We start from the raw sequence: 13,311 nt of genomic DNA, 5'->3' as shown, positions 1-13,311 counted from the left end.
GAGGGCGGGTGGGCGAGTGTATCCGATGGCGGCGGATCCCAGGCAGCCCTAGTCGCTCAGCAGGCGGCCGCTGCGGATGGGCGACGAGCCGGCGACCTTGGCCAGCCAGAGCCCGGGCTGGGCGAAGCGCAGGCGTTCCCGCGCATAGAGGATGCCGGTGGTGCTCGCCCGTACCACGCTTCGCTGGCCGGAAAGGGGGTCGATGACTTCGAACAGTGGGTCGCCCGGGGATACCTGCGCGCCCAGCGGCTGCAGGTAGCTGACGACGCCGGTGTGCGGGGCATAGGCGTATTCGGCGCCGGCGAAGGGCAGGGCGGGGCAGTCCTGCTCGGGCTCGTCGGGCCATTCACCGTCGATGAAGCCGTCCCGGGCCAGGAAGGCCAGGATGGCCTCGGCGCTGTGCCTGGCGCGATCAGGCTCGGTCTCGGCCATGCCGCCCAGCTCCAGTGTCGCGGCAACGCACGCCTGGGGAATCGGGTGTCCGGGAAGGGCGGCCGCCAGTTTCAGCCAGGGGCCGGCGCACGCTTCGTCGAACGAGAAGCCGCCGGAGTCTTCTGCCAACAGTGCGACCCGGGCGCGCAGGTGCGCCGCCAGGCCGCGCAGCGCGGGCCACACCTGGGGAAGGGCGTACAGCAGGAGCACCGATTCGAAGTCGCAGTGCAGGTCGAGCACCAGGTCGGCCGTGCAGGCGTGGCGCAGCAGCAGGCGTTGCAGGCCCTCCAGAGGGGATGCGGGCGGCGGAAGTTGCCCGAGCGCATCGACCATGGCTTCACGCAGCAGTCGGGCATTGTGGTCGGCGTCCTGGCCGAGGTGCCGCTCGATGGTGGGGATGACGAGCGAAGCCAGGTCGGGGAAGTCGCGGTTGAAGTTGCGCCCGCTGGCGAAGTCGAAGCGCCCCTGGTGGGTGCCCTGTATGACCTGGGCCAGCCCGATCGGGTTGGCCACGGGGACCAGCTCCACGCGGCCCAGCAGTCGCCCGGCCTCTTCGAGTTCGGCAAGGCGCCAGCGCAACTCCGCCGCGACCCGCATGCCGGGCAGTTCGTCGGCATGCAGCGCCGCCTGGATGTACGCCTTGCGCGGGCCCTGGCCGAAGGCGAAGAGGGTCAGGCGGCGCTCCGTTCCGGGTGTGCTCCAGGGAAGTGAATGCTCGATCCGATGCATGGGAAGCCTGATGTCTGGGCAGAAAAAAGGGGCACCCGGTCGTGCCGGACACCCCTGCGGAGCCGGCTCTTACTGGCCGTAGATGTCGTACGCGAAGTACTTGTCCTGGACCTCTTTGTACTTGCCGTTCTCGCGGAGGGCGGCGATGGCGTTGCTGAACTTCTCGGCCGTGGCCTTATCGCCCTTGCGCACGGCGATGCCGGCACCGTTGCCGAAATACTTGGGGTCGTTGAAGTCGGGGCCAACCAGGGCGAAATCCTTGCCTTCCGGCGTCTTGAGGAAGCCCTCGCCGATGTTCACCACGTCGGCCAGGGAGGCATCGATGCGGCCGGAGGCCAGGTCGAGGAAGGCTTCGTTCTGCGAGCCGTAGCGCACCACTTCGATGCCCGCGTCCGCGAATTTGTCGCTCGCGTAGCGATCGTAGGTCGACGCGCGCTGCACGCCGACCCGCTTGCCCTTGAGGTCCACCAGCGGGTCCTTGACCTCGGTGCCTGCCTTCATCACCAGCTTGCCGGGGGTGTGGTAGTACTTTTTGGTGAAGTCCACGGCCTTCAGGCGGTCCGGGGTGATCGACATGGAGGACAGCACGGCGTCGACCTTGCGCACCTTGAGCGAAGGGATGAGGCCGTCGAAGGCCTGCTCGACCCACTCGCACTTGACCTGCATTTCGGCACACAGGGCATTGCCGATGTCGTAGTCGAATCCGCTGATCTGGCCGTCCGGTGTCTTGAAAGCGAAGGGCGGGTAGGCGGCCTCGATACCGATGCGCAGGGTGTCCTGGGCGTTCGCCAGGGATGCGCAGGCGGAGAGCGCCAGGGCGCCGAGCAGAGCGATCTTGTTCATCTTATGACTCCAGTTGCGGATGGTTGGGGCCCGCCAATACGGCGGGATTGAGGCTTCGCGTGCGACGAGCGCCGGAGCCCGGCCCTGGCTGGGGGCGGACCCCGGCGCCCCTCGGCGAGGTGGCCCGGCTCGCTGCGTGGTGCTTGCGAGGCGTGACACGTTCTGTGTCAGCAAAGCTAATTAGAAGAATTATTTGTGTCAATGCGTGATTTTGATGAAAAAATAATTTCATTAGCGCAATTCCGCCGGAAGGCGCTTTCCAGGGGCCTTTCTGTCATTAAAGCTGGCCGTCTGGATGGATTCGAGGGCGATGAGAGGGGTTGTGGAGTGTTTTTTGGTGATATAAAACATTTCACAAATTGCTTTCGGTGAATTTGTTTGATTCATCCGAAAGGTCCGCACCTATCCTCAGAAGAGCAACAAGAAATGAGAATGCTGACCAAGCCGGGCGTGCTGCTCGCCGCCCTGATCCTCGCCGGCCATAGCGCGCCGACCCGTGCCGAAGGCCACCTGCTGGCGGTAGGCGGCATGTTGCGTGCCAGCAACACCGCGGTTTACCAGAAGCTCATCGAGCTGGCCGGCGGTGTCGAGCGGGCACGCATAGCGATCATGCCCACGGCCAGCGGCAGCCTGGGCTCCAGCAAACGCTTCCAGGCCGAGCTGCAGGCGCTCGGGGTCCCGGCCGAACGCATCACCATCGTGGGTATCGACAAGCAGAACTACCAGAGGACCATGAACGACCCGGCGGTGCTCGAGCCCCTGGGCGAAGCCAGCGCCGTCTGGTTCGTCGGTGGTGATCAGGCGCGTATCGCCCGTGCGCTGTACAACGCCGATGGCAGCGAGTCGCTGACGCTCAAGGCGGTGCGTGGCGTGTTCGACAAGGGCGGCGTGGTGGCCGGCACCAGTGCCGGGGCGAGCATTCTCGGCGGCACCATGCCGACCGCCTACGGCGTGGTCATGGACACGCTGGATTTCGGCGTGGCAGCCAGGGCCGACCAGCGCGGCACCGCACTGCTCAAGGGGGCAGGGCTGTTCAAGGCCGGCATCATCGACCAGCACTTCGACCGGATCGAAGAGACCAGCACCGGGCGCGCCGCGCGCATGGCCAGCTACCTGGTCGGCCAGCAGCCGGCCAGGGGGTTCGGCCTGGATACCAATACCGCCATCTGGGTGCAGCCCGGCGGCGAGTTGCAGGTGCTGGGCGAGGGCTACCTCACGGTGATGGACGCCAGCCAGGCGCGCAAGGAGTTCGGCCTGTACGGCACGCGCTTGCAGAACGTACGGCTGGCCATGCTCGGCAACGGCGACCGCTACGACCTGGCGACCGGCAAGGTGCAGCCGGCCGAGGGCCAGGAAGCCATAGTGGCGGGCAACGAGTACCTGGTGGGCAACCAGCTGATCACGGACCTTTCCGCGGTTTCCGCCATGTCGCGAGCGGTGCTCTACGGCCTGGCCGACAACACCGCCACCCGCCAGGTGGGGTTGATGACCCGCTACAACCCGGCCAACGGCTACCACTATGGTTATCGCTTCGAGTTCAGCGAGGCTCCGGGCTTCCTGGCCCACAGCGGCTTCCAGGATTCGCTGACCCGCTACACGGTGCAGAACGTGCGCCTGGACATCGCCCCGGTGGATGCCTTCCTCGGCGACCCGGCGCGCAGCAGCCCGCAGGATGCCGTCACCAGTCGCTGGCCGGATGCGGTACGCGCGGTGAGCTTCCGCGGCCTGATGACCAGCGATGCGTCGAATCACTTCGAACCCAAGCGCGCGCTGACCCGCTTCGAACTGGCCAACGCCTTGCAGATGACGCTGGCCGCCGAGCCCGTCCCGGACAGGCTGCCGACGTTCAGCGACGTCAAGCGCAACCATCCGCTTCGCGAGCAGATCGAGGTCGTGGTGTCCAACGGCTGGTTGCCGGCCGGGGAACGCTTCGGGGGCGAACGCGAGGTGACCCGCGCGGAGTGGGCCCTGGCCTGCAAGGCGCTGGTCGAGGGCTTCGCCGGGACCCGCCTGCGAAGCCGCTCGCCGCTGAAGGACCTGGGCGGAGTCGATCCTGCCGTCGCCGAGGCTGCCGAACTGCTGGTGGGCGAGGGCTGGATGGCCGCCGAGTCCGGCCGGTTCCGCCCGCAGGCGACGGTCAGCCGCGAAGAGGCTGCCCGCACCCTGGCCCGCCTGATAGGGCTCGCCAAACCTTCCTGACCCCCTGTTCCGAAACCTGCTTCGCCCCGTCGTGACGGGGCGGACGGACAGCCTTTGCCCGTGAAATCCCAAACGAGAGGCACCGATGCAATTGAACAACCTGGAGCTGTTCGCCCTGGACAAGCTGCTGCACGACCACGAGATCGCCGACCAGGTCCTCCACGACGCCGGGGCCCGCGTGCTGGAGCGTGTCGAGACCCGTGACGGTTTCTTCGCGGTGATCGAGCTGCAGCAACGCCTGCGGGATGTCGGCGAGCTCTCCGAACGCGAGTGGAAATTCAAGCTGAAGAGCCCGAGGAAGGCCGCGGGTTACTTCGTCTGCTGGCCCGATGGCGAGTCGACCCTGTGCCTGGAGGAGGTGATCAGCCAGGGCCGGCGCCCGGACGTGCTGACGGCGGAGCTCTTCGCCTGACCGGGCAAAACCAGAAAGGGCCCGAGGGCCCAGCCACCACAACAACACCAAGAACGGAGTAAGGCATGAACCTCGTGAAACTGAGTTGTCTCGCACTGGCGGTCGCTGCGGCCGGGAGTCAGCTGGCCGTTGCCGGCCAGGCCGAGTCCAAGGGCTTCGTCGACGACAGCGCGCTGAAGCTGCTCAATCGCAACTACTACTTCAACCGCGATTTCAAGAACCAGCCCGGTAGCCAGAGCTACCGCGAGGAGTGGGCCCATGGCGTGATGGCCGAGTTCGCCTCGGGCTTCACCCAGGGGCCTGTCGGCTTCGGGGTCGATGCCTATGGCTACCTGGGGATCAAGCTCGACAGCGGCCGTGGTCGGGCCGGCACGGGCCTGCTGCCGATCAGCGACGAGGGGCGCGCGCAGGATGAGTACGGCGAGGCCGGCGGGGCGGCGAAGCTGCGGATCTCGAAGACGACCCTCAAGTACGGCGAGATGCGCACCGAGGCGCCGGTGTTCGCCACGGCGCACAGCCGCCTGCTGCCGGAAACCGCGACGGGTTTCCATATCGCCAGCGGCGAGATCGAGGGCCTGGCCCTGGAGGCCGGTCACTTCACCGCCTACAACAACCGCAACTCGACCAACAGCGACGAAGAGCTGTACCTCAACTACGGCAGTGGTGAGGTCGGCAAGACCATCGACTTCGCCGGCGGCTCCTACGCCGTCAGCGATGACCTGTCCGTGGCGTTGTATGCCTCGCGCTTCGAAGACACCTGGAACCAGTACTACGGCAACCTCAACTACACCCTGGGCATCAGCGAAGGGCAGAGCCTGAACGTCGATTTCAACCTGTACCGCACCGGCGACACGGGCGATGCCCTGCAGGGCGACATCAGCAACACCACCTACAGCCTGGCGGCCACCTACGCGCTGGGTTCGCACTCCATCCTGCTGGCCTACCAGCGCGTCGACGGCGACACCCCGTTCGACTATGTGGGAGGCGATTCGATCTTCCTCTCCAACTCCATGCAGTTCTCCGATTTCAACGCGCCCAACGAGCGGTCCTGGCGCATCGGCTACGGCTACGACTGGGCCGGCCTCGGCGTGCCCGGCCTGACCACCAAGGTCACCTACGTCAAGGGCACCGACATCGACGGCACCGATGCGGATGCGAACGGCGGCTACGCCGGCTTCTACGGCGAGGACGGCGAGCACAGCGAGACCGACATCGACATCAAGTACGTCGTCCAGGACGGGCCGGCCAAGGATCTTTCGGTGCGCCTGCGCCAGGCCTTCCACTACGCCAACGAGGACCAGGGCGAGGGGGACCTGCATGAGTTCCGCGTGATCGTCGACTACCCGCTGAGCATCCTCTGACGCTGTGGCCCGCGCGCTCGCGGGCCGTTTCCAGGGCGCCGGCCGCCGTCCCTCGGGCACGGATGCCGGCCGCTTCGATTGCAAGGTCCGCTCGATTGCTCCTTTGGCCTTGGGGCGCCTGCCCGGCGCCTTTTTTTCCACGGGGCGACGCTCATGGGAATGCCCTGCCTGCGGTCCGCCGTTTTCGCAGTACCCGTTGCACAACATCCACAACGACGCTGCAGCTGACTGCAGCCACGGAGAACTGAAGATGAGACTGAGTAAATTGTGTCGCCACGTCGTCCTGCTGGTCGCCCTGGTTCCAGGGCTGGGTCATGCGGCCGGTGCGCTGCTTCTGGTCGGCGGGGGCCTCAAGGACGACAACAGCGCCATCTACCAACGCTTCATCCAGCTGGCCGGCGGCAGCGGCCAGGCCAGGATCGGCGTCATCACCGCCGCCTCCATCCCGGAAAGTCAGGACCCGGATGCCGGGACGGCGAATGCCGCCAACGCCAGGGCGAACGGCCTCTACTACGCCAATCTGCTGAAGAGCTATGGCGCCGTGAAGGCAGAGTGGATTCCCATCGACCTGGACACTATCGCCAACAACGCCAACCCGACCGTGATCAGCCAGATCAACGGCATGACCGGCTTCTTCTTCGGCGGTGGCGACCAGTCGCGCCTGGTCCAGACCCTGCAGACGGCCAGTCGCGGTGATTCGCCGGCACTGGCGGCCATCCGCAGTCGGTATGCCGCCGGTGCCGTGCTGGCCGGCACCAGTGCCGGCACGGCGATCATGGTCGACGGCCCGATGGTCACGGGCGGGGAGAGCTATGAAGCGCTGCGCTACGGCCCCTACACGACCCCGTCCGGCGATGACCTCTCCTATGACCCGGACGGCGGCTTCGGCTTCTTCGACTACGGCCTGCTCGATACCCACTTCAGCGAGCGCGGCCGCCAGGGCCGCATCGTGCGCCTGGCCGACTACACCGGCGTCCCCTTCGCCTTCGGCGTCGACGAGAACACCGGCCTGCTGGTGCAGAACAACGCCAGCCTCGGCCAGGTGGAGATGGAGGTGATCGGCACCGGGGGCGTATTCGTCTTCGACCTGCGCAATGCCGAACTCGGCGGTGGCAGCAGCTGGGCCCTGTACGATGTGCTGGCCAGCTACCTGACCAGTGGCGACAAGTACCGCCCGCAGACAGGCCAGTACGTGATTGCCAGCGGCAAGACCAGCCTGCGCGGTCGCGAGCAGTACAGCAGCGCGATGACGGCCACCGGCGACATCTTCAGCAGCCCCAACAACAGTGGCGCCAACGGCCGGCGCAAGCCGCGCGAGTTCGTCACCGTCAGTGCCGATCTCTTCAACAGCCGTTCGACCAGCACGCTGGGGCGCACCTATGAAACCAACCCACGCTACCGCGTCAACCTGGTCAAGAGCACCCAGTTCGACAGCCAGGGCTACAAGGGCACCCTGGGTGGCCAGACCATGACGTCCTACCTGCGCCTCCTGGTGGACATGCTTCCCAACTGATCCACTCGCAGCGGCTCGGATCGCCTCCGGGTCCGCTATCGGGCTGCGTTCCTGCAGCCCGATAGCCCCCTTCGCCCGCATGGGCGCCCAGGTTCCGGCGGCGCCGATCACTGGCCGGCGACGCTGTCCACCGCCTTGAGAATGACCGCAGCGACATCGGCGGGTTGCGACTGTTGCGGCACATGGCTGCTGTGCAGCTCGGTCAGCCGGGCGCCGATGCGCTTGGCGGACGAGCGCTGTACATCGGGGTGGATCATGCGGTCTTCGCTGGCCAGTACGTACCAGGAGGGCTTGGTCTTCCAGGCCGCGACCGTGGTCTTTTCCTCGAATGCGGAAGCGCGAATCGGCCCTTGTGTCGCGGTCATCACGGCCGTCTGCTCAGCCGGCAGGTCCTGGGCGAAGTCCTTGGCCATGCCCTCCGGCGTCAGGTAGAGAAAGCCGTTGGCATCGGGCTTGATCTGGCTGATGCCGGGCGGCGTCGGCGCGCCCTTGCCCTGTTCGCCGCTGATCTGCCCGGCCTCGGGTGCGAACGCGGCCACGTACACCAGTGCACCGACGTTGTTCTGGTCACCCGCTTCGCTGATCACGGTACCGCCCCACGAGTGGCCGACCAGCACCACCTTGCCCGGCTGGTTGCGCAGTGCGCGCTGAGTGGCGGCGACGTCATCGGCCAGGGAGGTGAGGGGGTTCTGCACGACGGTCACCGCGATGCCCTTGGCCTGTAGCAGCGGAACCACCTTGGCCCAGTCCGAACCGTCGGCGAAGGCGCCGTGTACGATCACCACCGAAGGCGGGGTACTCTCGGCGTGGCTGATGCTCGCACCCAGGGTGGTAGCCATGGCGAGGGCGAGGGTGGCGATGCGAGTGTTGAACGTTTTCATGGGGGTGGCTCCTGTGTAGGGAGCTTCAGTTTGCTGATGGGCCTGCAAGGCCGATATCGGTCATTTATCCGAGCCGGGGAGTTTTCATGGATAGCGCACCGCGATACGAGGTTTCCCTGAACGCAGCACTGGCGGCCATCGCCCAGGTCGGTGACCTCAGCATGGGCCAGCCGCTGGGGCACTCCCTGCGCGTGGCGCAACTGGCCGGGCAGCTGGCGCAGGCGAGGCGGGCCGACCCCGGGCAGGTGAGGGAGATCGAGCAGGTGGCCTTGCTGCGCTGGTCGGGCTGCACGGCCAACGCCGACGGGTTTGCCCACCTTCTGGGTGACGATGTGGACGGCCGCCGCGCGATGCTGGACGGCACGCTGAACGCCGACGACATGAACGCCGTGCACAAGGCGGCACCGCTCGCCGTGGTGCATTGCGAAGTGGCCAGCGAAATCGCCAGGACGCTGGAGCTGGGCGCCGCCGTGCAGACCGCGCTGAGCCGGGTCTTCGAAACCTTCGATGGCAGCGGCAGGCCGATGGGGCTGACCCACGAACACATCCCGGAGGCGGCCTACCTGGTGGTGCTCGCCGGGGACCTGGATATTCTCAGCCGCGCCCACGGCGTGGAGGCGGCGCTGGCGTGGATCGGCGAGCAGGCGGACCGACGCTACCCGGCCGACCTCGCCAACCTGCTGGTGAAAGATGCCAGGCAATGGCTGGCCGCGCTGGACGGCATGGCCGATGAGCCGGGTGATGCCGACAGCGAACGCCCCGTGTGCCTGAGCCTGGTGGGCGATGTGATCGATCTCAAGCTGCCGTGGCTGGCAGGGCATTCGCGGCAGGTGGCCCATGTCGCCACGGAGGCCGCCCGCTTGTGGGGGGTGGCCGAGCCCAGGCGGGCGGAAATCGGCAAGGCCGCGCTTATCCATGGCCTGGGCCGGGCGGCCGTTTCCAACCACGTCTGGAATACCACCGGGCCGTTGCCGTACGGCGCTGCCGAGCGTGTGCACCTGGTGCCGTACTGGACGCAAAAGGCGACCCGGTCCATCCGCGAACTGAACATGCCGGGCGAGATCGCTGCCCATGCCTACGAACGTCTCGACGGCAGCGGCTACTACCGGGGGGCACGGGCGGAAGCGCTGTGCGTCGAGAACCGCCTGCTGGCCACTGCCGTGGCGTGGGTGGCATTGCGCGGTACCAGGCCCTGGCGCACCGCGCACGGCGAGGCCGATGCCGCCAGGCTGCTCAAGCAGGATGCCCGCCGTGGCCTGTTCGATGAGGAAATCTGCGAGGCAGTGATCGCCGCCGCCCGTGGCGAACGCACCTTCACCCAGCCTAGAAGCGCACTGCTGACCCCGCGTGAATGCCGGATTCTTCTCGAGATCAGCCAGGGCGCCAGCAACAAGGAGGTGGCGCGCAACCTGGCCATCAGCCCGAGTACCGTGCGCACGCACATGGAAAGCATCTTTCGCAAGCTGGGGTGCTCCACCCGGGCGGCGGCGACGCTGAAAGGGCTGACGCTGGGGCTGATCGCCTGAAGGCCGCCGTGGACTAGACGGCGGCGCGGGCCAGGGCAATGAAGGCCTTGAGTGCCGCCGACGGATTGCGCCTGTTGGCGTAGTACAGGCACAGCTTGTCGCGCGGTGGCGTCCAGGCGTGCAGGACCCGTTCGAACTGGCCCGATTCGATTTCCTCCCTGACGTCCTGCTCCATGAAAAAGCCGAGCCCGATGCCGGCCTGCACCGCTGCCTTCGCCACGCCGGGCTCGTCCAGGGTGAGCGGGCCGTGCACATCCAGGCGGATGACCTCGCCATCATGCTCGAACTGCCAGGGGAAGATCGCCCCGTTGGGTAAACGGATTCGCAAGCAGGCATGCCGGGCCAGGTCCGTCGGGTTGAGTGGGCGGCCGTGCGCGGCAAGGTAGTCGGGGGTGCCCACCACGGCGTAGCGTTGCGGCTGGCCCAGGGGGATCACGATCATGTCGCTGGGCACCAGGCCCGCCGCTCGCACGCCGAGGTCGAACCCGTCGGCAACGATGTCGACTAGGCGCTCCTCCGTCACCAGATCGACATGCACCTGGGGGTGGCGCTGCAAGAACTCCAGCACCAATGGCAGCAGCACCGCACGGGCGGCGCTGGCGAATGCGTTGATGCGCAGTACGCCCGCCGGCCCTGCGTTGTGCGAGCGCACCGCGTCCAGCCCCGAACGCACATCCTGCAAGGCCGGCCCCACCTGTTCGAGGAACATCTCGCCGGCCTCGGTCAGCGACACGCTGCGCGTGGTGCGGTTGAAAAGCCGCGTTTCCAGGCTCGCTTCCAACTTGGCGATGGTGTGGCTGAGCGCGGTGGTCGAGATATCGAGATCGACCGCCGCCTGGCGGAACGATCCCCGGCGTGCCACGGCCATGACCGCTTCCAGTTCGTGGAGGCCGATGCGAGGGTCTGACATAGGATTGTCCAGAAATATGGGATGACTCGTTAACGGTTGTCCCAGTTGAGCAAGCAATCCAGGGCGCAGCAAGATGGCTCTCGTTCCATCCACCTTCCCCAACGAGAGGACACAGGCCATGAACCTTGACCTGAGCGGCAAACGAATCCTGGTCACCGGCGGCACCAAAGGCGTAGGCAGCGCCGTCGTGAGACTGCTGCTGGAGGAGGGCGCCAAGGTCCTGACTTCGGCGCGGCAGGCTACGGAGGACACGCCGCGAGAGGTGTTCTTCGCGGCGGACCTGACGACCACGCAAGGGTGTGACGCATTGGCGGCGGCCACCCGGGAGCGCCTGGGCGGCGTCGATGTCATCGTGCATGTGCTCGGCGGCTCCTCCGCCCCTGGCGGCGGATTTGCCGCGTTGGGCGAAGACGAGTGGCGGAACGAACTGGACCTGAATCTGTTTCCGGCGGTGCGGCTGGACCGCGCGTTGCTGCCGGACATGCTGCAGCGCAGGGCCGGCGTGATCATCCACGTCACGTCCATCCAGAACCGCCTGCCGCTACCCGAGGCCACCACGGCGTATGCAGCGGCCAAGGCGGCGCTGTCCACCTACAGCAAGAGCCTGTCCAAGGAGGTGTCGCCCAAGGGCGTGCGAGTGGTTCGGGTGTCGCCCGGCTGGGTCGAGACAGAGGCCTCGGTGGCACTGGCCGAACGGCTGGCGCAGGAAGCCGGCACCGACTACGAAGGCGGCAAGCAACTGATCATGGATTCATTGGGCGGCATCCCCCTGGGCCGTCCGGCCAAGCCCGCCGAGGTGGCCGAGCTGATTGCGTTTCTGGCGTCGCCACGTGCGGCGTCGATCACGGGCACCGAGTTCGTGATCGACGGCGGTACGGTGCCGACGGCGTAGGCCGGAGCCCCACCCGGCCGGATGCCCGTCCTGCGCGGTGGCACTGCACTCACCTTGGCGCAGGCTCCCGGCGGGTGAGGGCGTCCCCGGGGCGGGCGGGGTGGTCGTCCCGGGGCGAGCGGCCGAAGAAGGCCTTGTAGGCGCGGCTGAACGCCGCCTCGGATTCATAGCCCACGGCAAAACCCACATCGCCGATACGGCTGGCCTGCGTGGCCAGCATGCTTCTGGCCAGCGTCAGCCGCCATTCGTTCTGGTAGCGCAGGGGCGCACGCCCCACCAGGGCGTTGAAGCGTTCGCAGAAGCTGGAGCGCGACATGCCCGCCAGCTTCGCCAGTGCCTCGATTCGCCACTGTTGCCTGGGCTGCTCGTGGATGGCCCGCAGCACTCGGGCGATGCGTGCATCGGACAAACCGCCCAGCCAGCCGGACGCGGAGCCTTGCTGTACCCAGGTACGCAGCACGCGAATGACGGTCAGGTCGATCAGCCGCGACACCATCAAGGCGCCACCGGGCTGCACGTCATGGGCCTCCAGCAGCATGAAATGCAGCAGGCCTTCGGACCAGGGCGCCGCCTCGGCCTGCCGGATATGGATCAGCCAGGGCAGGGCGAAGAGCATGGCGCGAAAACTGCCGGCATCGAACCAGAAGCGGCAGATGGCAAGCGTGGTGGGCCCGTCGCCCGCGGTGAGCCGCAGCTGTTCCAGGGTGTGGGGCAACAGGACCACATCGCCGGGCTGCACCTGGGTGGCGGGCTGGTCGTCGCGCTGGATGTGCAACTGGCCGCCTTGCAGCACACAGACATGGGCGCTGTTGCAGTCCAGCACGAGGCGCTCGCCGGGGGCGAGGGTGGCGGAGTACAGGCGGTCGCCGGTCAGGCGCATATGGGTCAGCACCTGGGACAGCAGGTCGCCGTTGGCGAAACCTTCCAGCTGCATTTCCGGAAGAATGGTCAAGTGTTCCGGTGAATCGGTCATGTAGCCCTGGCCGTGCTTTGTCTACCGTAGGGCCGCAAGCATAGCCCAGCCACGGGAGGCGCCCGGAATGTTCCGGCTCCTTCCGCCGTGGCGACGAGCTATGCCGATCATCCAACCCGAAGGAGGTGTTCCATGTTCGGAATCTCTGCACTTGGCTGGCTCCACACCCTGGGAAGCCTGCCCGCCATTCCCTTGGCCGCTTACATGTTCGTGCGTCACGGCCGCATCGTTCCCCGCTCCAGGCCCGGCGTGGCCTACCTGGTGTTCATGCTGCTCGGGGCCGGCTCGGTGTTTCTCATCGCCCGGCAGCCGGTGAGCAATGCCATTGCGCTGCTCACCCTGGCTCTGCTGCTGGCCGGCTACGGGGTAGGGCGCGTCCGTGCGCTGGGCCGCGCCGGGTTGTACCTGGAAACCATCCTGCTGAGCGTGACGGCGTTTTTCCTCATGCTGCCCACCGTCTCCGAGGTGCTGCGCCGTGTGCCGGATGGCCACCCCATCGTCACGGACCTGCACGCGCCGCTGCTGATCGGTGCCCAACTCGGGCTGCTGGTGGCCCTGGTGATGGGGGTGACGGCGCAGGTGCTGTACCTGCGCAGGCAGGGGGCGCAGCTGCGCGCGGTGGCGGGCTAGCTGCCGCTGC

The 13,311-nt window shown here is 67.1% G+C and carries 12 protein-coding genes; 7 read left to right on the top strand and 5 right to left on the bottom strand.

Going from position 1 to position 13,311, the window contains the following annotated elements; all coding sequences use genetic code 11:
* Positions 1-48 precede the first annotated feature (48 nt).
* Positions 49-1,161, bottom strand: a complete 1,113-nt coding sequence (locus HSX14_RS17350) for a succinylglutamate desuccinylase/aspartoacylase family protein (RefSeq protein ID WP_173179573.1) — start codon at positions 1,159-1,161, stop codon at positions 49-51.
* 69 nt (positions 1,162-1,230) lie between these two features.
* On the bottom strand, positions 1,231-2,004 hold the full coding sequence (locus tag HSX14_RS17345; protein ID WP_173179575.1) for an ABC transporter substrate-binding protein: 774 nt from the start codon (positions 2,002-2,004) through the stop codon (positions 1,231-1,233).
* 432 nt (positions 2,005-2,436) lie between these two features.
* Between HSX14_RS17345 and HSX14_RS17340 the strand changes: the two genes are divergently transcribed.
* The 4 genes from HSX14_RS17340 (at position 2,437) to HSX14_RS17325 (ending at position 7,489) form a co-directional block, all read left to right on the top strand.
* Positions 2,437-4,203 carry a cyanophycinase gene (locus HSX14_RS17340; RefSeq protein ID WP_228723455.1) on the top strand — a complete coding sequence of 589 codons (1,767 nt, stop codon included), beginning with the start codon at positions 2,437-2,439 and terminating at the stop codon, positions 4,201-4,203.
* An 85-nt stretch (positions 4,204-4,288) separates the two neighbouring features.
* Entirely contained in the window at positions 4,289-4,615 is a 327-nt protein-coding gene (locus tag HSX14_RS17335; protein WP_173179579.1) for a hypothetical protein, read from the top strand.
* A gap of 65 nt (positions 4,616-4,680) precedes the next feature.
* On the top strand, positions 4,681-5,976 hold the full coding sequence (locus tag HSX14_RS17330; RefSeq protein WP_111260266.1) for an OprD family porin: 1,296 nt from the start codon (positions 4,681-4,683) through the stop codon (positions 5,974-5,976).
* A gap of 250 nt (positions 5,977-6,226) precedes the next feature.
* Entirely contained in the window at positions 6,227-7,489 is a 1,263-nt protein-coding gene (locus HSX14_RS17325; RefSeq protein ID WP_173179581.1) for a cyanophycinase, read from the top strand.
* Positions 7,490-7,596: 107 nt separating this feature from the next.
* Here the strand turns inward: HSX14_RS17325 and HSX14_RS17320 are convergent, their stop codons facing one another.
* A complete protein-coding gene (locus HSX14_RS17320; protein ID WP_173179583.1) occupies positions 7,597-8,370 on the bottom strand; it encodes an alpha/beta hydrolase in 774 nt (257 codons plus the stop codon).
* An 86-nt stretch (positions 8,371-8,456) separates the two neighbouring features.
* Between HSX14_RS17320 and HSX14_RS17315 the strand changes: the two genes are divergently transcribed.
* A complete protein-coding gene (locus tag HSX14_RS17315; RefSeq protein ID WP_173179585.1) occupies positions 8,457-9,896 on the top strand; it encodes an HD domain-containing phosphohydrolase in 1,440 nt (479 codons plus the stop codon).
* Positions 9,897-9,909: 13 nt separating this feature from the next.
* On the opposite strand, the gene HSX14_RS17310 is transcribed toward HSX14_RS17315, so the two are convergent.
* Positions 9,910-10,806 carry a LysR substrate-binding domain-containing protein gene (locus tag HSX14_RS17310; protein WP_173179587.1) on the bottom strand — a complete coding sequence of 299 codons (897 nt, stop codon included), beginning with the start codon at positions 10,804-10,806 and terminating at the stop codon, positions 9,910-9,912.
* 118 nt (positions 10,807-10,924) lie between these two features.
* Between HSX14_RS17310 and HSX14_RS17305 the strand changes: the two genes are divergently transcribed.
* Positions 10,925-11,698 carry an SDR family oxidoreductase gene (locus HSX14_RS17305; protein ID WP_173179589.1) on the top strand — a complete coding sequence of 258 codons (774 nt, stop codon included), beginning with the start codon at positions 10,925-10,927 and terminating at the stop codon, positions 11,696-11,698.
* Positions 11,699-11,747: 49 nt separating this feature from the next.
* Here the strand turns inward: HSX14_RS17305 and HSX14_RS17300 are convergent, their stop codons facing one another.
* Complete coding sequence (locus HSX14_RS17300; RefSeq protein ID WP_173179591.1) at positions 11,748-12,671, bottom strand: AraC family transcriptional regulator; 924 nt, start codon at positions 12,669-12,671, stop codon at positions 11,748-11,750.
* A gap of 132 nt (positions 12,672-12,803) precedes the next feature.
* Between HSX14_RS17300 and HSX14_RS17295 the strand changes: the two genes are divergently transcribed.
* Positions 12,804-13,301 (top strand): hypothetical protein, encoded by a 498-nt coding sequence (locus HSX14_RS17295; protein WP_173179593.1) that lies wholly within the window; start codon positions 12,804-12,806, stop codon positions 13,299-13,301.
* Positions 13,302-13,311: the final 10 nt, after the last annotated feature.

The organism is Pseudomonas tohonis, from assembly GCF_012767755.2.
Lineage (GTDB): Bacteria > Pseudomonadota > Gammaproteobacteria > Pseudomonadales > Pseudomonadaceae > Metapseudomonas > Metapseudomonas tohonis.
The sequence above is the reverse complement of the archived record's forward strand: the minus strand, read 5'-3'. Positions and strand labels throughout refer to the sequence as shown.

Coding starts and splice junctions, on each gene's coding strand:
- HSX14_RS17350 (WP_173179573.1), bottom strand. CDS start 1,161: ATGCATCGGATCGAGCATTCACTTCCCTGGAGCACACCCGGAACGGAG.
- HSX14_RS17345 (WP_173179575.1), bottom strand. CDS start 2,004: ATGAACAAGATCGCTCTGCTCGGCGCCCTGGCGCTCTCCGCCTGCGCA.
- HSX14_RS17340 (WP_228723455.1), top strand. CDS start 2,437: ATGCTGACCAAGCCGGGCGTGCTGCTCGCCGCCCTGATCCTCGCCGGC.
- HSX14_RS17335 (WP_173179579.1), top strand. CDS start 4,289: ATGCAATTGAACAACCTGGAGCTGTTCGCCCTGGACAAGCTGCTGCAC.
- HSX14_RS17330 (WP_111260266.1), top strand. CDS start 4,681: ATGAACCTCGTGAAACTGAGTTGTCTCGCACTGGCGGTCGCTGCGGCC.
- HSX14_RS17325 (WP_173179581.1), top strand. CDS start 6,227: ATGAGACTGAGTAAATTGTGTCGCCACGTCGTCCTGCTGGTCGCCCTG.
- HSX14_RS17320 (WP_173179583.1), bottom strand. CDS start 8,370: ATGAAAACGTTCAACACTCGCATCGCCACCCTCGCCCTCGCCATGGCT.
- HSX14_RS17315 (WP_173179585.1), top strand. CDS start 8,457: ATGGATAGCGCACCGCGATACGAGGTTTCCCTGAACGCAGCACTGGCG.
- HSX14_RS17310 (WP_173179587.1), bottom strand. CDS start 10,806: ATGTCAGACCCTCGCATCGGCCTCCACGAACTGGAAGCGGTCATGGCC.
- HSX14_RS17305 (WP_173179589.1), top strand. CDS start 10,925: ATGAACCTTGACCTGAGCGGCAAACGAATCCTGGTCACCGGCGGCACC.
- HSX14_RS17300 (WP_173179591.1), bottom strand. CDS start 12,671: ATGACCGATTCACCGGAACACTTGACCATTCTTCCGGAAATGCAGCTG.
- HSX14_RS17295 (WP_173179593.1), top strand. CDS start 12,804: ATGTTCGGAATCTCTGCACTTGGCTGGCTCCACACCCTGGGAAGCCTG.